The 20,961-nt window shown below is 75.2% G+C and carries 15 protein-coding genes; 5 read left to right on the top strand and 10 right to left on the bottom strand.

Annotated elements, in window-relative coordinates:
• Nucleotides 1-269 precede the first annotated feature (269 nt).
• A complete protein-coding gene (locus tag NX801_RS00720) occupies nt 270-3,278 on the top strand; it encodes an ATP-binding protein (protein ID WP_258784742.1) in 3,009 nt (1,002 codons plus the stop codon).
• A gap of 120 nt (nt 3,279-3,398) precedes the next feature.
• On the opposite strand, the gene nucS is transcribed toward NX801_RS00720, so the two are convergent.
• Nucleotides 3,399-4,061 (bottom strand): endonuclease NucS, encoded by a 663-nt coding sequence (gene nucS / locus NX801_RS00715; protein WP_258784741.1) that lies wholly within the window; start codon nt 4,059-4,061, stop codon nt 3,399-3,401.
• A gap of 218 nt (nt 4,062-4,279) precedes the next feature.
• Between nucS and NX801_RS00710 the strand changes: the two genes are divergently transcribed.
• Nucleotides 4,280-4,672 carry an SCO5389 family protein gene (locus tag NX801_RS00710; RefSeq protein WP_258784740.1) on the top strand — a complete coding sequence of 131 codons (393 nt, stop codon included), beginning with the start codon at nt 4,280-4,282 and terminating at the stop codon, nt 4,670-4,672.
• A 300-nt stretch (nt 4,673-4,972) separates the two neighbouring features.
• On the opposite strand, the gene NX801_RS00705 is transcribed toward NX801_RS00710, so the two are convergent.
• Entirely contained in the window at nt 4,973-6,205 is a 1,233-nt protein-coding gene (locus NX801_RS00705) for an LLM class flavin-dependent oxidoreductase (RefSeq protein ID WP_487403412.1), read from the bottom strand.
• A gap of 236 nt (nt 6,206-6,441) precedes the next feature.
• Between NX801_RS00705 and NX801_RS00700 the strand changes: the two genes are divergently transcribed.
• On the top strand, nt 6,442-6,798 hold the full coding sequence (locus tag NX801_RS00700; RefSeq protein WP_258784739.1) for an ATP/GTP-binding protein: 357 nt from the start codon (nt 6,442-6,444) through the stop codon (nt 6,796-6,798).
• A gap of 72 nt (nt 6,799-6,870) precedes the next feature.
• Here NX801_RS00700 and NX801_RS00695 read toward each other — a convergent pair whose 3' ends face one another.
• The 7 genes from NX801_RS00695 to mce all read right to left on the bottom strand — a co-directional run bounded on the left by NX801_RS00695 (nt 6,871) and on the right by mce (nt 17,454).
• Nucleotides 6,871-7,746, bottom strand: coding sequence for an ABC transporter permease (locus NX801_RS00695; RefSeq protein WP_258784738.1), 876 nt, complete (start codon nt 7,744-7,746; stop codon nt 6,871-6,873).
• Nucleotides 7,743-9,002 carry an ABC transporter ATP-binding protein gene (locus NX801_RS00690; protein ID WP_258784737.1) on the bottom strand — a complete coding sequence of 420 codons (1,260 nt, stop codon included), beginning with the start codon at nt 9,000-9,002 and terminating at the stop codon, nt 7,743-7,745. Before NX801_RS00690 ends, NX801_RS00695 begins: the two co-directional genes overlap by 4 nt.
• Nucleotides 9,003-9,244: 242 nt before the next feature.
• Nucleotides 9,245-10,024, bottom strand: a complete 780-nt coding sequence (locus NX801_RS00685) for an ABC transporter permease (protein ID WP_258784736.1) — start codon at nt 10,022-10,024, stop codon at nt 9,245-9,247.
• A gap of 3 nt (nt 10,025-10,027) precedes the next feature.
• Complete coding sequence (locus tag NX801_RS00680; protein ID WP_258784735.1) at nt 10,028-11,002, bottom strand: ATP-binding cassette domain-containing protein; 975 nt, start codon at nt 11,000-11,002, stop codon at nt 10,028-10,030.
• A gap of 297 nt (nt 11,003-11,299) precedes the next feature.
• Entirely contained in the window at nt 11,300-12,238 is a 939-nt protein-coding gene (locus tag NX801_RS00675; RefSeq protein WP_258784734.1) for a coiled-coil domain-containing protein, read from the bottom strand.
• Between the two features lie 115 nt (nt 12,239-12,353).
• Nucleotides 12,354-16,631, bottom strand: coding sequence for a polarized growth protein Scy (scy, locus tag NX801_RS00670; RefSeq protein WP_258785192.1), 4,278 nt, complete (start codon nt 16,629-16,631; stop codon nt 12,354-12,356).
• A gap of 349 nt (nt 16,632-16,980) precedes the next feature.
• Entirely contained in the window at nt 16,981-17,454 is a 474-nt protein-coding gene (gene mce / locus NX801_RS00665; RefSeq protein WP_258784733.1) for a methylmalonyl-CoA epimerase, read from the bottom strand.
• Between the two features lie 148 nt (nt 17,455-17,602).
• On the opposite strand from mce, the gene NX801_RS00660 reads away from it, so the two are divergent.
• A complete protein-coding gene (locus NX801_RS00660; RefSeq protein WP_258784732.1) occupies nt 17,603-18,811 on the top strand; it encodes an acetyl-CoA C-acetyltransferase in 1,209 nt (402 codons plus the stop codon).
• A 44-nt stretch (nt 18,812-18,855) separates the two neighbouring features.
• On the top strand, nt 18,856-19,815 hold the full coding sequence (gene meaB / locus NX801_RS00655; RefSeq protein WP_258784731.1) for a methylmalonyl Co-A mutase-associated GTPase MeaB: 960 nt from the start codon (nt 18,856-18,858) through the stop codon (nt 19,813-19,815).
• Nucleotides 19,816-20,604: 789 nt separating this feature from the next.
• Here the strand turns inward: meaB and NX801_RS00650 are convergent.
• The gene (locus NX801_RS00650) at nt 20,605-20,898 is read right to left on the bottom strand and encodes a PepSY domain-containing protein (protein WP_258784730.1); all 294 of its coding nucleotides are present in this window, start codon (nt 20,896-20,898) and stop codon (nt 20,605-20,607) included.
• Nucleotides 20,899-20,961: the final 63 nt, after the last annotated feature.

Genomic DNA, 20,961 nt, shown 5'->3' with positions numbered 1-20,961 from the left:
GCCGTGGACCGGTACGCACGGCGGGAGTACGGGCGGGAACCGCCGTCCGGGTGAGGCGCGCGGACCGCGCGATCCTCGCAAAACCCAACGGAACGTGAAGTCTTGGGCAGAGCCGCCCCCGGATGTTCCGGGAATCCGGGTGAGCGTCTAGGGTTTCGAACGACTGCCGAATGACGACCCACACGGCGGGCACCGGACCAGAAGCGACAGAAGGCGTGCAGAACGGCCGGGAGGGGCTTCGGCGCGCGACGCTTTTGGGAGCTTTGACCATGGACCCGATCAACCGGGCAGCCGGAGACCACGGCGAAGGCGAACACGGCAACCACCGCGAACAGGGCAGCCACGCCGACCGTACCGAGCATCGCCCGGGTGACCGCGTCGCCGGCGCCCCGGCCGCCGGACGCGGCGCCGCCTCGCACGCGCTCACCAAGGGGGCCAAGGGCGGCCCGCCCGGCCGCGCCCGTACCGCGCAACTGGTCACCGGCGATCTGCTGCTCACCGTCAACCCCGTCGACGGCAGCGAGATAGAGCCCTGCCCGCCCGGCCGCCGGCCCGGGGAGCCCCGCCGCCGCACCGCCGAGGAGCGCGCCGAACTCTCGCGTGCCGCCGCGCCCCCGGTGCCGCCGGGTCCGGCCGCGCCGCCGGTGCGGCTGCTGGAGCGGGCGGAGGAACTCGACCGGCTGGTGCGGCTGCTGGAGCGCGGCCGCTCGGCGCGGCTGACCGGGCCGGCCGGCTCCGGGCGCACCGCACTGCTCGACGCCGTGGCGGCGGAGTGCGCCGGCACCGCGCCCGACGGGGTGATCCGGCTCTCCGGCCATCACCGCACCCCGGCCGAGCTGCTGTACGCGATTCACGCGGCCGTCCGGCACACCCCCGGCTACCGCCCGGACCGTGCCGCGCTCGCCGCCGCCGTCCGGGAGACCGGGGCGATCGTCCTCGTGGACGACCTGGAGCTCGACGGCGCCGCGCTGGACGAGCTGCTGGACGCCGCGCCCGAGTGCGCCTTCGTGCTCGCCGGGCCGCCCGGGGCGGAGGGGCCCGCCGGCGCGCCGCTCGACGAGGTGGTGCTGACCGGGCTGACCCGGCCGGCGGCGCTGGAGCTGCTGGCGGACACGGTCGGCAGGCCGCTCACCGAGGACGAGGTGAGCTGGGCGGGCGACCTCTGGTTCGCGTCCGACGGACTGCCGCGCGGCTTCGTCCAGGCCGGCGCGCTGCTGCGGCGCCACGACGAACTGCACGGAGCGCCGGACGACGGCGCCGCCGACGACACCGCCGGGGACCCGGCCGACGACGACGTGTTCACCGGCGCCCGGGCGCTGCCGGCCCTGGGCGAGGGCGCCGCGCCCGCCCGGCCGCTCGCCGCCCGGATGAGCGACGCCGCCCGGGACACCCTGCGCTTCGCGGTGGCGCTCGGCGGCGAGGTGCCGCACCAGGCCCACCTCCCGGCCCTCACCGGTGACACCCGCGCCGACGCCGCCGTCGGCGAGCTGCTGCGCGCCGGACTGCTGACGCCCGTCGGCACCCGCTACCGGCTGGCGGCCGGGGTGCTGGAGCAGTTGGCCGACGGCGGGTACGCGGACGGGTCCGCCGCCCGCGCCCACACCGCCGCCCAGCACTACGCCTGGTGGGTCGCCCATCCGTCGGTGGCACCCGAGCGGGCCGCCGCCGAGGCCGACGCGGTGCTGGCCGCCATGGCCGCGCTGGTGCCCGGCAGCGAGGCGGGACACGCGAGCGCGGCGGTGCTGCTGGCGCGCGGAGCCGCCCCCGCCTTCGCCGCCGGGCCGCACTGGGGCGCCTGGGAACGGGCGCTGCGCACCGGTCAGGAGGCCGCGCGGATCGCGGGCGAGGTGGCCGAGGAGGCGTACTTCCACCACGAGCTGGGCGTCCTCGCGCTCTGCGCCGGGAACCTGGAGCGGGCCCGCGCCGAACTGGAGGCGTCCATCGGCATGCGCGGCGCGCTGGCCGACAAGCCGGGTGCCGTCGCCGGGCGCCGGGCGCTGGCGCTGGTGGCCGACCGGGAGCGGGGCTTCCTGCCGGGCGGGGACCCCGACCCGGTCCCGGCGCCGTACCGGGAGGCCCGTCCCCCGGAGGCGGCGCCCCCCGGCGACGGCACGGCCGGGGGCGCCCGGGGCGCGGCGGGAGCGGTGCTGAGTGCCGGTACGGTGCCGGGCGCGGTCCCCGGGCACGGGCACGGCGCGGTCGCGGGGCCGGCCGCCGGTCCTGGCTCCGGGCTCGCCACCGGCGCGGTGCCGGTACCGGCGGGCGCGGGCGGCTCCCCGGGCGCCGCCACCCCCGGCGGGGGCACCGGGACGCCGGGTCACGGAACCGGCGCGGCGCCCACCCGGGTGGCTCCCCGGGTGCGGGGCGGGCGCGGAGCCTGGGCCCGGCGCGCCATCCTCACGGGGGCCCGGCGGAACCTGGTCGCGGCCGTGACGGGCGCCCTGCTCGCGGCGGTGCTGGGCACCGTGGTGACGCTCGGCGCGACCTCCGGGACCAAGAACAGCACGGAGGTGTCCGACCGGACCACCTCCAGGCAGTCCGCCGACCCGTCCGGCACCGGCTCGGCCGACCCGGCCACCGAGGACCCCGGCGGCGACCCGGGCGACAGCACCTACCGCCCGGGCGACGGCACCTCCGGCGGCCAGGGCGGCACCGGGGGCTCCGGCGGCCGGACCTCCCCGGGCACTCCGGGCGAGACCGGGACGGCCGGCTCCCCGTCGGCCCCCGGCGAGGACCCGACCGGCTCGGGAAACACCGGTGGCCCGGGCTCGGGCAGCCCCTCGGCCGGCACCTCCGGCTCGGCGTCCGGCGGCCCCAGCGGCAGCCCGTCCGGCGGCGGTACGTCCACCGGCGGCAGCGGCTCCACCGGGAGCGGCGGCACGACGAGTGGCACCGGCGGCTCGGGCGGCACCGGCGGCTCGGGCGGTACGGGCGGCTCCGGGAGCGGCGGCGACCAGTCCGGCGGCACCCAGGGCGGCACCGGCACCGAGGGCGGTCAGACGGGCGGCAACCCGGCCGGCGGCCAGACCGGCGGCTCGGGCGGTGCCGGCGGGACGGGTGGCGCCGGCGGCACGACGAGCGGCTCCACCGGCGGTTCCACCGGGAGCGGCGGGGCGGCCGGCGGCTCCACCAACGGCGGCTCCGGCGGGTCCTCCGGTTCGACCGGTTCATCGACGAGTGGCTCGCCCACCAGCGGCGGCTCCGGCGGCGGTTCGTCCGCCTCCGCCTCCGCGTCCGTCACCTCCGCCGGCCCCGCCCCCAGCGGCTCGGCCGCCTGACCCGCCGCCCGGCCCCGGGCGTACGGGTGCCCCGGTGGCGAGGCCACCGGGGCACCGGTCAGCGGCGGAGGGGCGGCCGTACGGCCACAGAGGCAGCCGTCGCCGTGGCCGCCGGGGCGGTCAGAACAGCCGCAGCTTGTCGTCCTCGATGCCGCGCATCGCGTTGTAGTCCAGGATCACGCAGCCGATGCCCCGGTCGGTGGCCAGCACCCGGGCCTGCGGCTTGATCTCCTGGGCCGCGAAGATGCCCTTGACCGGGGCCAGGTGCGGATCGCGGTTGAGCAGCTCCAGATACCGGGTCAGCTGCTCCACGCCGTCGATCTCGCCGCGCCGCTTGATCTCCACCGCCACGGTCGCCCCGTCGCAGTCCCGGCAGAGGATGTCCACCGGGCCGATCGCGGTCATGTACTCGCGGCGGATCAGGGTGTAGCCGTCGCCCAGGGTCTCGATCCGGTCCGCGAGCAGCTCCTGGAGGTGCGCCTCCACGCCGTCCTTGATGAGCCCGGGGTCGACACCGAGCTCGTGCGAGGAGTCATGGAGGACCTCCTCCATGGTGATGATCAGTTTCTCGCCCGCCTTGTTGACGACCGTCCAGACGTTGTCCTCGCCCTCCTTCAGGGTGCAGGGCGGCGACATCCAGTTGAGCGGTTTGTACGCCCGGTCGTCCGCATGGATCGAGACACTGCCGTCTGCCTTGACCAGGATCAGACGGGGGGCGGAGGGCAGATGGGCGGTGAGCCGCCCCGCGTAGTCCACGGAGCAACGGGCGATGACGAGACGCATGGTGCGCAACGCTACTCGACACCTCCGCTTCCGCGCGATTCGGCCCTAAATCCCCTTACCTGCATGGCCGGTTGTGGCCCCGTTCGCCTGGTGCCGTCCCGGCGGCGCGCATACCGTGGACGCGGGAGGTCGCCGGTCGTGCACGCTCCGTCGCGCGCCGGCGCGCTCCGTCCCTTGCCCGTAAGACCCCGGGCCCCGGGGTCGCGAGAGGAGAACCCATGTCGCTCGACGTCTCACCGGCGCTGTTGGAACAGGCCGAGCGAGGCGAGGTCGACGAAGCCGACTTCGTCGACTGCGTCCGGACCTCCCTGCCCTACGCATGGGAGCTGATCAGTTCTCTGGTGGCCCAGCAGAAGGTGGACGGCGGCGCGTTCGCCGACAACCAGACGCCGCCGCCGGACGAGCAGGCCCGGGGCCAGCTGCTCCGCGCGCTGGCGAGTGACGCGATCCGGGGTGCGCTCCAGCGGCACTTCGGCGTCCGGCTGGCCTTCCAGAACTGTCACCGGGTCGCGGTCTTCCCGCTGGATTCCTCGGTGGACGAACGGCTCGCCCGCTTCACCTCCGTACGGGCTCAGCTCCTCAACCAGTCGCCCGAACTCCGGGACTGCTGACGCCGTGTGCCGCCGCTCCGGCGCCTCGTGCCCGGGGAGCGCCGGGCGGGGGCGCCGGAGCGGCCGTACCCGGCCCGTCCGCCGGGCCGCACGGCCACCGCCGCCACCAACCGGATCACCGCCGGCCGGACCGCCATGGAGCGATCACCGCCGACCGGACCGCCATCGGCCGGACCGCCACCGAGCGGATCACCGCCGACCGGGTCGGCGCCGGGCGGGTCGGCACCGAGCGGATCACCGCCCAGCGGATCACCGGCGAACGGGCCGGCACCAACCGGATCACCGCACCGGGGAACCGGATCACCACCCCGGAGCGCCGGTGCCCGCCGCCGGCCCCGTCCCGGCACCGGCCCCGGCCTCGGTCCCGGGGAGGAGCGGCAACACCTCGGCGCCCAGCCGCCGGACGTTCTCCTCGGTGGCCAGGGTCTGGCCCGACCCCTCCACCAGCAGCGCGAACCGGGTGATGCCGGTCCGCTCGGCGGTCGCCGCCAGCCGGTCGGCCGCCAGCCGGGGGGTGCCCACCGGGTGCAGCCGGCAGAGCAGCTCGGTGTACGCCACCGGGTCGCGCATCGACCGGACCCGGTCGTCCACCGTCACATGGGCGTCCAGCCCCTGCTTCAGCCAGCCGGGCAGCGTCTTGACCAGCGTCTCCCGGGCGTCCTCGGTCCGGTCGGCGAGCTGTGCCACCCCGGCCGAGACATGCCGGGCGCCGACGCGGGCGACCGTCTCCGGGGGATGCCCGGCCGCCCGCGCGTCCGTCCGCCACCGGGCGGTCATCTCCGCCTTCTCCTCGTCGCCGCAGTGCATCCCGAGCAGCATCGGCAGCCCGTGCCGGGCGGCCAGTCCGACGCTCGCGGGCGAGGTGCAGGCGACGATCACCTCCGGTCCCGCCGGGTCGTCCGGGCCGCCGTACGGACCGCTGGGGCCGTCGGGGCCGGCTGCTCCGGCACCGAGGAGGGCCGCCCGCCCGGGGCCGGCGCCGGGAAGGACCCGGAGCCCGGCGGGGTCGTGCGGCCCGGTGTGGCCGGCGCACCCGGCGAGTTCACCCGCGCGCGGCACCACCGCCACCTCCCGGAAGCGGTAGCGCTCGCCTCCGGCGCCCACCCGGGGCTCGCGCAGCCACCGCAGCAGCAGCTCCAGCGACTCCGGGAAGCCCCGCTCGTACGCGGACAGGCCCGCGCCGAACACCTCCAGGTCCACCCAGGGCCCGCCCCGCCCGACCCCGAGCGAGAACCGGCCGCCCGAGGTCAGATGGAGCAGCGCCGCCTGCTCGCCCAGCGCCACCGGATGGACCGTCGGCAGCACGCTCACCGCCGTGCCCACCCGGATACGGCGGGTCCGGCCCAGCAGTTGGGCGGCGAGCGTCACGGCCGAGGGACAGACTCCGTACGGTACGAAGTGGTGCTCGGCCAGCCAGACGGAGTCCAGCCCGCTCTCCTCGGCGACCACGGCCGACCGCACCGCCCGGTGCAGCGCCTCGCCCGCCTCCTGACCCGGGAACTGGGCCGCCAGTACGAACGTTCCCACGCGCATCGCCTCATGCCTCCTCGACGGCCGACGCGGCTCCTCTCATGGGCAACAACGCCCGACACGTGCCAAAGGCAACGGCCTGGCCCAAAGATCTTGCGATTGTCCGGTAACTCACCTGGACGGAAGAGCCGTCCCGTACTCCCCGGTCGCTCCGAAGTGACGGATACCCCCGGGCGCGGCCCGTAGGCTGGACGTCCGCCGTAGTGCTGCCCTGTCCCCGACCGCCTTCGAGGTGACTCGTGTCCCCGCGCCGGAACCGCCCCCGCGGCGGCGAGAAACCCACCGGACCCGGCGGCTCCGCCGAGTCCGCCGAGAGCGCCACCCTGCGCGGCGACCGCTACGGCGGTTTCCAGCGCACCGAGTCCTGGCAGGGCGAGGAGTGGGCCGTACGGCATGTGGCGGGCAGCGGCGCCACCGCCAAGCGCTACCGCTGCCCCGGCTGCGACCAGGAGATCCCCTCCGGCGTCGCCCATGTGGTGGCCTGGCCGGAGTACGGCGGCGTGGACGACCGCCGGCACTGGCACAAGGCGTGCTGGAACGCGAAGGACCGCCGCACCGCGAAGGTGCAGCGGTCCCGCAACGCGCCACGCCACTGAGGCACGTGCCCCGGGGCCGAAGAGCCGGCCGGGCCCGGCCGCGGGTCCCGGCCGGCCGGGACCCGGAGCGGCTCAGACGTCGCGCTTCTCCAGGGCGAGGAACGCCCCGGCCAGCGCCACGGCGGTGATCCCGGCCATGATCAGCAGCGGCGTCCAGCCGTGCGGCCCGGACTCGGTGAGCCCGGCGTCGCCGTAGAAGGCCACCAGCAGGCTCGGCACCGAGTACGCGAACAGGAACTGCCGTACGGTCTCCAGCTGTTCCGAGAACATGAACATGGCGGCCACCAGCGGCAGCAGCAGCACGCCGATCATGACCGTGATGGCGCCGGCCGAGTGCCGCACCAGCGCGCCGATGGCCAGCGACAGCAGCCCCAGCAGGGCCACGAAGAGCCCGGCGCCGACGGTGGCGCGCAGCCACTCCTCGCCGGTGGACGAGCCGGTGTCCACGATGGCGCTCTGCGCCATGCCGACCACGGTGGCGGTGACCGTGGTGACCGTGAAGGCGAGCAGGAAGAAGACGATCGCCTTGGCCGCCAGCACCCGGCTGCGGTTGGGGCTCGCCGTCAGGGTCGTACGGATCATGCCGGTGCCGTACTCGGAGGAGATGGTGAGCACGCCGAGGGTCACCACGCAGAGGGAGCCGAGCAGCATCCCGTAGAAGCCGAGCAGCAGGATCGACTGGCCCTCCAGATCGGCACCGGAGGCGGAGACCGCGACGGCGGCCAGCAGGCCGACACCCACCATCAGGACGACCATGACGCCCAGCGTCCACAGGGTGGAGCGCACCGAGCGGATCTTGGTCCACTCGGAGGCGAGCGCGTCTCCGAGATGGGCGCGGCGCAGCGGGATGGGGGAGGTGTAGGCGTATCCGCCCGGCTGCTGGTGGTACGGCTGCTGCTGGTGCGCGTACGGCTGCTGGGCCGGGGGCTGGGGGTGGGCGGCGGTCATCGGGCGTCCTCGGAGTCGCTCGTGGTCGGGGCGGGAGCCGGGGCGGCGGGCGGCCGGGCCGGCGGCTGCGGCGCGGTACCGGCCGCGGGCGGGCCGGCCGGGGCCGGGGGCGCGGCGGGCGCGGTGGCCCCGGGCAGCGGGCCGCCGGGGTGCGCCGAGGGGCCGGCCGGCGGCGCGGGCGGCCGGCCCGGAGCACCGGCGTACGGGCCGGGGCCGCCCCCGTACGGGTTCGGTCCGGGCGGCGGCGGGGCGTACCAGCCCTGCTGCGGCACCTCCGGGACGGCCGGGGGCATCCAGGCACCCGGCGGGGCCTGCTCCATCAGCCCGTTCTTCTGGTCCGTCGTGGAGCGGTAGTCGACCGCCGACTGGGTGAGGCGCATGTACGCCTCCTCCAGCGACGCCTGGTGCGGCGACAGCTCCCAGAGGCGCACCCCCGCCTCGTGCGCCAGGTCGCTGATCCGGGGCAGCGCCAGCCCGGTCACCCGCAGCGCGCCGTCCGGCTCGGACAGCACCTGGCCGCCGGCCTCGGTCAGCACGCCGAGCAGTTTCTCCCGCTGCTCCGGCTCGGTGCCGGGGGCCCGGACCCGGGCGAAGTCCGAGGAGTTGACCGAGATGAACTCCTTGACGCTCATGTCGGCCAGCAGCTGGCCCCGGCCGATCACGATCAGATGCTCGGCGGTCAGCGCCATCTCGCTCATCAGGTGCGAGGAGACGAAGACGGTACGGCCCTCGGCGGCCAGCGACTTCATCAGATTGCGCACCCAGAGGATGCCCTCGGGGTCGAGGCCGTTGACCGGCTCGTCGAAGAGCAGCACCTGCGGGTCGCCCAGCAGCGCGGCCGCGATGCCCAGCCGCTGGCCCATGCCGAGCGAGAAGCCGTTGGACCGCCGCTTGGCCACGCCCTGGAGGCCGACCACCCCGAGCACCTCGTCCACCCGGCGGGCCGGGATCCCGGCGAGCTGCGCCAGGGAGAGCAGATGGTTCCGGGCGCTGCGCCCGCCGTGCACCGCCTTGGCGTCGAGCAGCGCGCCGACCTGCCGGGGTGCGTTGGGCAACTGCCGGAAGGGGTGGCCTCCGATGGTGACGTGCCCGGCGGTCGGCCGGTCCAGCCCGAGGATCATGCGCATGGTGGTCGACTTGCCGGAGCCGTTGGGCCCCAGGAAGCCGGTCACCGTCCCGGGCCGCACCTGGAACGACAGGTTGTACACGGCTGTCTTGGCGCCGTAGCGCTTCGTCAGGCCGACTGCCTCGATCATTCTCCATCCCCATCGACAGGTCGCGTGCTCACTGATCGGGGCAGTGGAGCCGCGGCCCGTGCCCCCCGTAGGAGCTAAGAGCCTACCCAGCCCTTGACGGTTCCGGCCAAGCCGTAACAGCCCGCCGCCGGGCCGTACGGAACGGGTGACGACGGGGGTGGTCCCGCACGGCCGGGGGGCCTTCCGGGGCGCGCACGGCCGGGGGCTTCCGTGCGGCCCGGCCTCGGCGCGGGGCGTACGGCCTACGCGTCGCGCTCGCGGAGGACCAGATAGCCGCCGGCCAGGGCGGCGATCACCCAGAGGACCATGATCCCGAGGCCCGCCCAGGGGCCGTACGGGGCGGCCTCGCTGTCCAGGGCGCCGGGCACCACCCGCATGATCTTGGAGCCCGCCTGGTCCGGGAAGTACGTGGCGACCTCCTTCGCCTTGGGCACCGACGCCAGGATGGTGGAGACCAGGAAGAAGAACGGGACCAGGATGCCGAGGGAGAGCATGGGGGAGCGCAGCATCGTGGCCACGCCCATGGAGAAGACCGCCATCAGCCCCATGTAGATCCCGCCGCCGATCACCGCGCGGAGCACGTTCTCCGCGCCGATCGAGGTGGCGTGCTCGCCCAGCAGCGCCTGGCCGAGGAAGAAGGTGAGGAAGCTGGTGGCGAGGCCGGTCAGCAGGGCCAGCGCCCCGGCGACCGCGACCTTGGCGAAGAGGAACCGGCCGCGCCGGGGCACGGCGGCCAGCGAGGTGCGGATCATGCCGGTGCTGTACTCGGTGGCGACCACCAGCACCCCGAAGACCACCATCGCCAGCTGGCCCAGCACCGTCCCCGAGAAGCTGACGAAGGTCGGGTCGAAGGTGGCGCGCTGCTCCGGCGGCAGATCGGAGAAGTTGGCGTTCATCAGCGCGGAGAGCCCGGCGCCCATGGCGACGGTGACCACCAGGGCGGCGGTCAGCGTCCAGACCGTGGAGGAGACCGTACGGATCTTGGTCCACTCCGAGCGGAGCACGGCGGAGGTGGCCGGCATGGCTCAAACTCCCTTCGCAGGGAAGCCGGACGTCTCGCCCCAGCGCGGCCGGCCGGGCGGCGGGGCCGCCGGGTCGCCGTGCGCCTGGTACTCCACCGCGTCCGCCGTCATCCGCATGAACGCCTCCTCCAGTGAGGCCCGCTGGGCGCTCAGCTCGTGCAGGGTGATGCCGTTCCGGCCGGCCAGCTCGCCCACCTCCTCGGTGCTCACCCCGTCGACCTCCAGTACGCCCCCGCCCGCGTCGGCCGGGGTCAGCCCGCCGGCCGCCAGCGCGTCGAGGAGACGTTCCCGGTCAGGGGAGCGGAGCCGTACATAGCTCCGGGAGTTCCGCTGGATGAAATCGGCCATCGAGGTGTCCGCGAGCAGTTTTCCCTGGCCGATGACGATGAGATGGTCGGCGGTCAGTGCCATTTCACTCATCAGATGGCTGGAAACGAACACGGTCCGTCCATCGGCGGCCAGCGCCTTCATCAGATTGCGGATCCAGTGAATTCCCTCGGGGTCCAGACCATTGACGGGTTCGTCGAACATCAAGATCCGCGGATCTCCGAGGAGTGCGGCGGCGATTCCCAGCCGCTGGCCCATTCCCATCGAAAAACTTTTCGGCTTCTTCTTCGCCACGGCGGAGAGACCGACCAGGCCGAGCACCGCGGTCACCCGGCTCTCCGGAATGCGGTTCGCCTGGGCCAGACAGAGGAGATTGTGGTACGCGCTGCGTCCGCCGTGCAGTCCGCGCGCCTCCAGCAGCGCGCCGATGTACTTCAGCGGTTCTTCCAGGTCGCGGTAGTGCCGGCCGTCGATCCGCACGGTGCCGCCGGTGGGGTGGTCCAGCCCCAGGATCATCCGCATCGTGGTCGACTTGCCCGCCCCGTTGGGACCCAGGAAACCGGTCACCACGCCGGGCCGCACCTGGCAGGACAGATGGTCGACCGCCGTCTTCGCGCCGAAGCGCTTGGTGAGACCGTCCAGCTCGATCATCCGACCACGCTAGGGGCGCGCGAAGCCCTCCGCCACCGGAATGACCGGATCCGTGCGGAGGGCTTCGACGGCGTACGACACCGGACGCCGGACACCGGACGGCGGGCGGAGAGGCCCGGGTGGACGGGGGAGCTACCCGGGACGGCCGGCCCGGCCGGAGCGCCGGCGGGTCGAGGGATCAGGGATCAGGGATCGAGAGGATCAGCGGACCGACGAACCGACGAACCGACGGATCAGTGGATCTACGGATCCATAGCACTGCGGATCTGCGGATCTGCGGGTCGGTGGGGCGGCGGGTCAGCGGGTCTGCTGGGCCGGGACGCCCCGGGAGGTCGGCTCGTCGTCGGCCGGGGAGCCCGCCGCGGCCACCGCCGCGCCGGTCAGCGTGGCCAGCATCTCGCGGACATTGGTCAGCTGGGCGTTGATCGAGTCGCGGCGGTTGGTCAGCGCGGCGAGCTCGCGCTCGGACTCGCTGCGGATCCGGTCCGCCTTGGCGTTGGCGTCCGCCACGATGTCCTCGGCCTGGCGCTGGGCGGTCTCCACCGTCTGGCGGGCCCGGCGCTCGGCGTCGGTGCGCAGCTTCTCGGCCTCCAGGCGCAGCTGCTCGGCGCGGTGCTCGATCTCCGCGAGCCGCTTCTCCGCCTTGGCCTGACGGGAGGCCAGGTCGCGCTCGGACTGCTCGCGGCGCTTGGCGAGGTTGGTCTCGAAGTCGGCGGCGGCCTGGGCGGCCTTGGCGCGGGTCTCCTCGAAGACCGCGTCCGCCTCGTCCAGCTTGGACTGGGCGTCCTTCTGCGCGTCGGCGCGCAGGGTGTTCGCCTCGCCCTGGGCCTTCTCGACGATCCGGACGCCCTCGTCCTCGGCCTTCGCCTTGCGGTCGGCCGCGAACTGCTCGGCGTCGTTGCGCACCTGCTGGGCCGCCGACTCGGCCAGCTCGCGGTGCTGTTCGGCGGCGCGCCGGGCCTCCTCGCGCAGATCCTTCGCCTCTTCCTCGGCCAGCCGGAGGATCTTCTCGACCCGGGCACCGAGACCGGCGTACGACGGTTCGGCGTCGCTGACCTGCGCCTGGGCATTCTGCGTTTCGAGGTGCAGCTCCTCGATCCGCTTTTCCAGCGAGGTGATGCGGCCCAGCGCACTGTCACGGTCGGCGACGAGCTTGGTAATGCGGTCGTCCACCTGACCGCGGTCGTACCCACGCCGCACGAGCTCGAAGCCGAAGGGGGAGGATGTGTCGCTCATGGGGTTCCGTTCGATGAGACCGGCTGAGGTGTTAGGGGGAATCCTAGGCTCCCATACGGCGTGTCATCGAGCGGATGCGCGGTCAATCTGGAGAATGTCCAGCCTTTTGAGTGGCTTATCGGTTGGTTGACTTGCCGCCGGAACGGGTAACCCCCGCGCCCGCGCCGGCCTTGACCCCGCCGCCCCCGGAGCCGTTCTCCCGGCCGCCGGAGTCCGGCGATCCGGTGGCTCCCGCAGCGCCCGAACTCCCGGCGGAACCCGGGGCCTCGAACGACTCCAGCGCCTCCAGCACGTCCTGGACCCGGGAGATCTCGGTCTGGATGTCCTCCCGGCGGCGGACCAGCAGCTCCAGCTCCTGCTTGCCCTCGGCCACCATCCGCTCCGCCTCCGCCTCCGCGTCGGCCTTGATCTGCTCGGCCTCGCGGCCGAGCGCCGCCTTCTTCTGCTCCGCCTCCTTGAGCAGCCCCTCCGCCTTCTTCACGGCGGCGATCCGGACCCGGCCGGCCTCCGAACCCGCCTCCGACACCAGCTCCTTGGCCTTCGCCTCGGCCTCGGCGCGCTGCTCGGTGGCGGCCGCCACCAGCTTGTCGGCCCGCTCGCCGGCCGTCCGCACCTGCTCGGCGCTCTCCCGGCGGGCGCGCTCGTGCAGCTCCTCGATCTCCGACTCGGTACGGCGGCGCAGCTCCTCGGTCCGCTCCCTTATGGCGGTGGCGTCGCCGCGCGCGCCGACCAGCAGCTCGTCCGCGTCGGTACGGGCCTTCTCCACCAGGGAGTTGCCGCGCACGGTCGCCTCCGCGACGATCCGCTCGGCCTCCTGGCGGGCCGCGCCCACCATGGTGTCGGCCTGCGACTCGGCGTCGGCGGTCGCCCGCAGCGCCTCCTCCTGGGCCTTCGCCACCAGCTCGTCGGCCTGCTCGGCCGCGTCCGCCCGGCGCTTGGCCGCCGCCTCCCGGGCCTCGTCCAGCGTCCGGTCGGCCTCCTCCCGGGCCTCGGCGCGCAGCCGCTCGGCCGCCTCCTCGGTCTCGGCGCGGTGCCGCTCGGCCTCGGTCCGGATGCGCTCGGCCGCCTGCTGGGCGGAGCCGACCGTCTCGGCCGCCTCGGCGCGCAGCCGCTCGGCCTCCCCGGTGGCCTCCGCGACCAGCCGCTCGGCCGTGGCGTTCGCCTCCGTCACCAGCCGGTCGGCCTCGGCGACGGCCTCGCCGGTCAGCCGGTCGGCCTCGCTCGCGGCCTCGCCGACCCGCCGCTCGGCCTCGGCCGTGGCCTCCGCCACCAGGCGCTCCGCCTCGGCGGTCGCCTCGGTGGTCAGCCGCTCGGCGCGCTCGGCGGTCTCGGTGCCGATCCGCTCGGCCTCGCCGGTCGCCTCCGCGATCAGCTGGTCGGCCTGCTCGGCCGCGTCGGCCCGGCGCTTGCCGGCCGCCTCGCGGGCCTCGTCCAGCACCCGGTCGCCCTCGGCGCGGGCCGCCGCGCGCAGCTCCTCGGCCTGCGCCTCGCCGTCCGCGAGCACCGTCTCCGCCTCGGCGCGCAGCCGGGCCGCCTCCTGCTCGGCGCCGGAGAGCGTCTCGGCCGCCGCGGCCGTGAGCCGCTCTGCCTCGGCACCGGCCTCGCCCACCAGCCGCTCGGCCTTGGCCGCCGCCTCGGAACGGATCCGGTTGGCGTCCTCCCGGGCGTCCGCCCGGGTGCGCGAGGCGTCCTGCTCGGCGGAGGCCAGCGAGTCGGACGCCTCGGTCCGCACCCGCTGGGCGTATTCGGCGGTGTCCGCCTTCAGCCGGTCGGCCTCCGTGACGGCGTCCGTCCGGAGCCGGTCCGCCTCCGCGGTGGCCTCCGTCACCGTGCGCTCGGCCAGCTCCCTGGCCGCGTCCGCCTCCTCCTGGGCGCGCGAACGGACCCGCGCCGAGTCCTCGGCGGCCCGCTCCCGCTCCGCGTACGCGTCCGACCTGACCCGGTCGGCCTCCTCCTGCGCCTCGGTCCGGGTGCGCTCCGCCGCGTGCTCGGCGGCCGACCGCAGCCCGGTGATCTCCTCCTCGGCCTGCTCGTGCAGCCCGGCCACCGACTCCCGCACCTGCTGGGCGGTCGCCTCGGCGGTGGTGACCAGCTCGCCGGCCCGCTGCTCCGCCTCCTCGACCAGCCGCAGCGCCTCGGTCTGCGCCTCCTCCACCCGCTTGCGCGCGGAGGCGAGCAGCTCCTCACTCCGCTCCCGGGCCCGCTCGCGCTCCTGGTCCGCCTCGGACCTGGCCGCGCCCAGGGTCTCCTCGGCCTCCCGGCGCCGCCGGTTGGCCTCCTCCTGCGCGGCGGCCAGTTCCTCGGCCGCCTCCGCCGTGACCCGCTCGGCCGCCGCGGCCGCCTCGGCCCGTACCCGGTCGGCGGTCTCCTGCGCCTCGGTCTTCAGCCGCTCCGCCTCGGCGGCCGCCTCCGAGCGGAGCCGTACCGCCGCGTTCTCCGCCTCGGCGCGGGCGGCCGCCGCGTCGGCCGCCGCCTCGGTGCGCAGCCGCTCCGCCTCCTGGTCCGCCTGGTCCTGGAGGGTCCGGACGCGCTCCGCCGCCTCGGTGCGCAGCCGCTCGGTCTCCTCGGCGGTCTCCCGGCGCAGCCGCTCGCTCTCCGCGCGGGCGTCGCTCAGCGTGGTCTCGGCGGCGCCCAGCCGGGCCTCCGCCTCCGCGTGCAGCCGGGCCAGCTCCTCGGCCGCCTCCGCCTGCCGGGCGGCCACCGCGCGCTCGGTCTCCCCGCGCAGCGCGGCCGCCGCCTGCTCGGCCGCCTCCCGCACCGACGCGGCCTGCTCCTCGGCCTCGGCGCTCAGCCGGCCGGCCTCCTCGCGGGTGCGCTCCAGCGTCTCCTCGGCCTGCTTGCGCAGCGCCGCCGCCCGCTCCGCCGCCTCGGCGCGCAGCCGCTCGCTCTCGCCGTCGGCCGCGCTCCGCAGCTCGTCGGCGTCGGCCTTCGCCTTGGTCAGCAGCTGCTCGGCGGTCTTCGCCGCCTCCTCGACCCGCTGCACGGCCTCGCGCCGGGCCTCGCCCCGGATGCGCTCGCCCTCGTCGATCGCCTCGGCGCGCAGCTGCTCGGCCTCGCCGCGCAGCCGCCGCGCCTCCTCCTGGAGCTCGACGGTCTTGGCGCGGTACTCCTTGGTGTCGTCCTTGGCCGCGCCCTTCAGCTGCTCGGCGGTGTCGGCCGCCTCGTCCCGCAGCCGGTCCGCCTCGGCCTCGGCCTCGCGGCGGACCCGCTCCGCCTCCTCGGCCGCCTTGCGGGTGGTCTCCCGGGCGTCCTCGGACGCCTTGGACAGCACCTCCTCGGCGGTCCTGGCCGCCGCCGCCAGCTGTGCCGCCGAGTCCTCGGCCGCCGCCGTACGGGCCTTCTCGGCCGCCTGCGCGACGACCTTCTCGGCCTCCGCCCGGGCGTCCGCGAGCGCCCGCCCGGCCTCCGCCTTGAGGCTCTCCGACTCCTCGGTGGCCTCCGCCACCAGCCGGGCGATCTCCGACTTGGCGGTCCGGCTGCGCTGCTCGTTCTCCGATTCGGCGCTCGCCAGCCGCTTGGCCGCCGCGTCCCGGGCCTCCGTGACCAGCTTCTCCGCCTCGGCGCGCGCCTCGCGGAGCTTCTCCTCGGCCTCCGACAGCCGCTGTCCGGCCGACCGGCTCAGCTCCGCCGCCTGCTGCCGGGCCTGCTCCGACTCGGCCGAGGTCGCGGTGCGCAGCTGCTCGGCGTGGTCGGTGGCCTCCTGGGCCTGCGCGGACGCGGCGTTCAGCAGCCGCTCGGCGTCCCGCCGGGCCCGCAGCAGGATCGCCTCGGCGTCCGCCCGGGCCGTCTCGGCGTCGGCGGTCAGCCGCTGCCGGGCCTCCTCGGCGAGCCGGGCCGCCTCCGCGCGGGCGGTGGCGAGCGACTGCTCGGCCTCCGCGCGGGACTCCTCCATCAGCCGCCGGGCCTGCGACTCGGTCCTGGCCCGCAGCTGCTCCGCCCAGGCCACGTTCTCGTTGACATGCGCCTCGACCGTCTGGCGCCGCTCGGCCAGCTCCTGGTCCAGCTGCTGCCGGCGCTGCACCGCCTCGGTGTGCAACTCGGCCTGGAGACGGGCCTGGTGCTCGGCGTGCTCCTGGAGGATGCGCTGGGTCTGCGCCCGGGCCTCGCGGAGCTCACGCTCGGCGTCCACCCGCAGCTGCTCGGCCTGCGCCTGGGCGTTCCGCAGCAACTGCTCGGCCTGGTAGCCCATGTCGGCGCTGTCGTACGCGGGCCGGGACGCGATGGTCCGGCGCGCCTCGTGGAGCTTGGCGCGCAACACCTCGACCTGGTAACCGAGGTCCTCGGCGTGCTGGACGGCCTTCTCCCGCTCGGTCTTCAGCCGGTCCATCTCGGCCTCGAACCGCGAAAGGTGGTCGTCAGCCCGGTGGCTCTCCTGGCGTTCGTAGCCCCGCACTGCGCGGTCCATCCGTCCCCTGGTCGCAATTCTCCTGACACGGGCACCGTTCGGCGGCGAACGGGACCCCCGGGGAATGGTGTCAGATGAGGGACCCCGGCGACGACGCCACGGCCTCGAATGTCGTCCCCGGCCCGGAACCGCCCACTCTACCGGGCCGGGAAAGAGGAGGTCAGTGGTCACGGGGGCTTTCGCGCGCGGTTCACCACCCGGTGCGGCGGCTCCCTGACTCCCGGTCAGCGCACCCGGTGCTCCGGGTCGGCGCACCGGCCGGCGTGGTCGCCGTCCCGGCCGGCGCACCGGGTGCTCCCGGCGGCGGAGCCGTCCCGCCGGTCGGCCGCCCGCCCGGTCAGCCGCCGTGCGGCCCGTCGGTCCCGTCGGTCCCGGCGTCCCCTTGTCCCCGGCCGGCCGCCGTGACCAGCTCGGTCAGCACCCCGTGGCAGTCCTTCGGGTGGAGGAAGGTGATCCGCGACCCCATCGACCCGGTCCGGGGCTCGTCGTAGAGCACCCGTACGCCCTTCTCCCGGATCGCCGCCGCGTCCCCGTCCACGTCCGCGGTGCCGAACGCGACGTGGTGGACGCCCTCGCCGTTCTTGGCGAGCCACTTGCCCACCCCGGAGTCCTCCCTGGTGGGTTCGAGCAGCTGGAGGTAGGAGGCCCCGCCGTCCGACGTGCCGTTGATCCGGAGCATGGCCTCGCGGACCCCCTGCTCCTCGTTGACCTCGGTGTGGAAGACCTCGAAACCGTAGGTGGCACGGTAGAACTCGACGGTCCTGTCCAGATCGAAGCAGGCGATCCCGATGTGGTCGATTCTCGTCAGCATGGCACCAGTGCAGCGCCCGGGGGGTGGTTACGCAACGTGCGGGCCGTCACACCGTCCGCCCGGTGACCCGGCGCCGTACCGCTCAGTACATTGTCGGTAAACCCTCGTTCACTCCGCAGCCCTCCCGGGCTGAAAGGGGATCCGCCTCATGTCCGGAACGACCGGTACCACCTCCGTCATCGTCGCGGGCGCGCGCACGCCCATGGGCCGGCTCCTCGGCTCGCTGAAGTCCTTCTCCGGCGCCGACCTCGGCGGGTTCGCCATCAAGGCCGCCCTGGAGCGGGCCGGGATCACCGGCGAGCAGGTGCAGTACGTGATCATGGGCCAGGTGCTCCAGGCCGGGGCCGGCCAGATCCCCGCCCGCCAGGCCGCCGTCAAGGCCGGCATCCCGATGAACGTCCCCGCCCTCACCGTCAACAAGGTCTGCCTCTCCGGCCTGGACGCCATCGCCCTGGCCGACCAGCTCATCCGGGCCGGCGAGTTCGAGGTGATCGTGGCCGGCGGCCAGGAGTCCATGACCAACGCCCCGCATCTGCTGCCCAAGTCCCGCGAGGGCTACAAGTACGGCGCCGTCGAGATGCTCGACGCCATGGCGTACGACGGGCTCACCGACCCGTTCGAGCACATCGCGATGGGCGAGTCCACCGAGACCCACAACACCCGGCTGGGCATCGGCCGCGCCGAGCAGGACGAGATCGCCGCCCTCTCCCACCAGCGCGCCGCCGCCGCCCAGAAGAACGGGATCTTCGACGCGGAGATCGCCCCGGTGGAGATCCCGCAGCGCAAGGGCGACCCGGTGGTCTTCGGCACCGACGAGGGCATTCGCGGCGAGACCACCGTCGAGACGCTCGGCCGGCTCCGCCCCGCCTTCACCAAGGACGGCACCATCACCGCCGGCACCTCCTCGCAGATCTCCGACGGCGCCGCCGCGGTGGTCGTGATGAGCAAGGCGAAGGCCGAGGAGCTGGGGCTGGAGTGGATCGCGGAGATCGGCGCCCACGGCAATGTCGCGGGCCCGGACAACTCCCTCCAGTCCCAGCCGTCCAACGCCATCCGGCACGCCCTCGCCAAGGAGGGCCTGGACGTCGCCGACCTGGACCTGATCGAGATCAACGAGGCGTTCGCCGCGGTCGCCGTCCAGTCCATGAAGGACCTCGGGGTCACCCCCGAAAAGGTGAACGTGAACGGCGGCGCCATCGCGCTGGGTCACCCCATCGGCATGTCCGGCGCCCGGGTGGTGCTCCATCTCGCCCTGGAGCTCGGGCGGCGCGGCGGCGGCACCGGAGCGGCGGCGCTCTGCGGCGGCGGCGGTCAGGGCGACGCGCTGATCCTCCGCGTTCCCGCCCCGTCGGCCTGACCGGTCAGGACCCGGCCGTCACTGTCATCCGAGGAGCAGAGCGCGTGAAGGTGGACGTCCCCGCACTGGTCGCCCAGGCACGGGAGGGCAGGCCCCGGGCGGTGGCCCGGCTGATCTCACTGGTGGAGGGGGCGTCCCCGCAGCTGCGCGAGGTGATGGCGGCGCTGGCCCCGCTCGCCGGGAACGCGTACGTGGTCGGGCTGACCGGCTCGCCCGGTGTCGGCAAGTCCACCTCGACCTCGGCGCTGGTCTCGGCGTATCGCCGGGCCGGCAAACGGGTCGGGGTGCTCGCCGTGGACCCCTCCTCGCCGTTCAGCGGCGGCGCGCTCCTCGGTGACCGGGTGCGGATGTCGGAGCACGCCTCCGACCCCGGCGTCTACATCCGCTCCATGGCCACCCGGGGCCACCTCGGCGGCCTCGCCTGGGCCGCCCCCCAGGCCATCCGGGTGCTGGACGCGGCCGGGTGCGACGTGGTCCTGGTGGAGACGGTGGGCGTCGGGCAGTCCGAGGTGGAGATCGCCTCCCAGGCCGACACCTCGGTGGTGCTGCTCGCCCCGGGCATGGGCGACGGCATCCAGGCGGCGAAGGCCGGGATCCTGGAGATCGGTGACGTGTACGTCGTCAACAAGGCCGACCGGGACGGCGCCGACGCCACCGCCCGGGAGCTCAACCACATGCTGGGCCTGGGCGAGGCCCGGAAGCCGGGCGACTGGCGGGCGCCGATCGTCAAGACGGTGGCGGCGCGCGGCGAGGGCACCGACGAGGTGGTGGCCGCGCTGGAGAAGCACCGCGCCTGGATGGAGGAGCGCGGGGTGCTGGCCGCGCGCCGCCGGGCCCGCGCGGCCCGGGAGGTCGAGACCATCGCGGTCACCGCCCTGCGCGAGCGGATCGGGGACCTCCGGGGCGACCAGCGCCTGGACGCGCTGGCCGAGCGCATCACGGCGGGCACCCTCGACCCGTACGCGGCGGCCGACGAACTGGTGGCGGGGCTGACGGGGCAGTAGCCCCGGGTGCCGCGGTCCGCGGACACACGGCGGCCGGGTGGGGCCGTGCAGGGTCGCCCCCGCAGGAGTCGGCGGTCATACCCGGTCACCAACCTTCCGTACGGTTGTTCCGCCGGCTCCGAGGAGGCGAGCCCGGAGGGGCCACGCCCCCACCCACCCACCGAAAGCGCCGCAGGCACCGCAAGCGACGGCGGCGCACGGGTCCACCGTGCGGTCGAGGCATCGTCCGCGCCGCAGGCGCCGGAAGCGGCACCGGTCCACCGTGCGTCGAGGCACCGTCCAGCGCCGCAGGCACCGCAAGCGACGGCGGCGCACCGGTCCACCGTGCGGTCGGAGCACCGTCCAGCGCCGCAGGCACCGCAAGCGACGGCGGCGCACCGGTCCACCGTGCGGTCGGGGCACCGTCCAGCGCCGCAGGCACCGCAAGCGACGGCGGCGCACGGGTCCACCGTGCGGTCGAGGCATCGTCCGCGCCGCAGGCGCCGGAAGCGGCACGGGTCCACCGTGCGTCGAGGCACCGTCCAGCGCCGCAGGCACGGGAAACGACACCGGCCCATCGGCCCACCGTGCGTCGAGGCACCGCGCAGGCGCCACAGCCCCCGATCGCGCACCCGCCCACGCGGCGGCAGGTCCCACCGGCAGCGGACCACCCGCACCCGCCCACGCGGCAGTGGCCCCACCCCACCGCCGGCCGACGACACCGGAGCCCGGTGCCGCGAGGGGAGCGGCACCGGGCTCCGGTGGGGGGCCGCCCCGCGGGGGGCGGGGCGGCGGGAGGACCCGTACGGGTCAGTCCTCGTCGTCGTGGTCCGGGGTGACCTTCGCGGTGGTGCCGTCGACCTGCCACTCCTGGACCTTGCCGTTCTTCAGGACGTCGACGTCCCAGGAGCGGTTGTCCTCCAGGTCGAGGCCGATCACCGTGCCCTTGGCGGACGCGGCCTTGAGGGCCTGCTCGGCGGTCACCTTCGGCGGCTTGACGGTGGTGGCGCCGCCGTCGTCCGAGCCGGCGGCGAAGGCGGCCGCCGTGCCACCGGTGAGCAGGGCCGCCGTGGCCACGGTCGCGACGATCAGCTTGCGCTTCATGAGTACCTCCGGGTGTGGTGCGTTCCGTACGACAACCACCGTGCGGGTGGCCGCCTGAACGGG

The sequence above is a fragment of the Streptomyces pyxinae genome, assembly GCF_024756275.1.
Classification (GTDB): Bacteria; Actinomycetota; Actinomycetes; order Streptomycetales; family Streptomycetaceae; genus Streptomyces; species Streptomyces pyxinae.
Note: the sequence above shows the minus strand (reverse complement) of the source record. Positions and strands in the feature narration are given on the sequence as shown.

Bases quoted from the DNA above. Each gene is read 5' to 3' on its own strand.
- NX801_RS00685 (WP_258784736.1), bottom strand. From the start codon at position 10,024: ATGCCGGCCACCTCCGCCGTGCTCCGCTCGGAGTGGACCAAGATCCGT.
- NX801_RS00675 (WP_258784734.1), bottom strand. From the start codon at position 12,238: ATGAGCGACACATCCTCCCCCTTCGGCTTCGAGCTCGTGCGGCGTGGG.
- mce (WP_258784733.1), bottom strand. From the start codon at position 17,454: ATGCTGACGAGAATCGACCACATCGGGATCGCCTGCTTCGATCTGGAC.
- NX801_RS00720 (WP_258784742.1), top strand. From the start codon at position 270: ATGGACCCGATCAACCGGGCAGCCGGAGACCACGGCGAAGGCGAACAC.
- NX801_RS00710 (WP_258784740.1), top strand. From the start codon at position 4,280: ATGTCGCTCGACGTCTCACCGGCGCTGTTGGAACAGGCCGAGCGAGGC.
- nucS (WP_258784741.1), bottom strand. From the start codon at position 4,061: ATGCGTCTCGTCATCGCCCGTTGCTCCGTGGACTACGCGGGGCGGCTC.
- NX801_RS00705 (WP_487403412.1), bottom strand. From the start codon at position 6,205: ATGCGCGTGGGAACGTTCGTACTGGCGGCCCAGTTCCCGGGTCAGGAG.
- NX801_RS00650 (WP_258784730.1), bottom strand. From the start codon at position 20,898: ATGAAGCGCAAGCTGATCGTCGCGACCGTGGCCACGGCGGCCCTGCTC.
- NX801_RS00680 (WP_258784735.1), bottom strand. From the start codon at position 11,002: ATGATCGAGCTGGACGGTCTCACCAAGCGCTTCGGCGCGAAGACGGCG.
- NX801_RS00690 (WP_258784737.1), bottom strand. From the start codon at position 9,002: ATGATCGAGGCAGTCGGCCTGACGAAGCGCTACGGCGCCAAGACAGCC.
- NX801_RS00660 (WP_258784732.1), top strand. From the start codon at position 17,603: ATGTCCGGAACGACCGGTACCACCTCCGTCATCGTCGCGGGCGCGCGC.
- NX801_RS00695 (WP_258784738.1), bottom strand. From the start codon at position 7,746: ATGACCGCCGCCCACCCCCAGCCCCCGGCCCAGCAGCCGTACGCGCAC.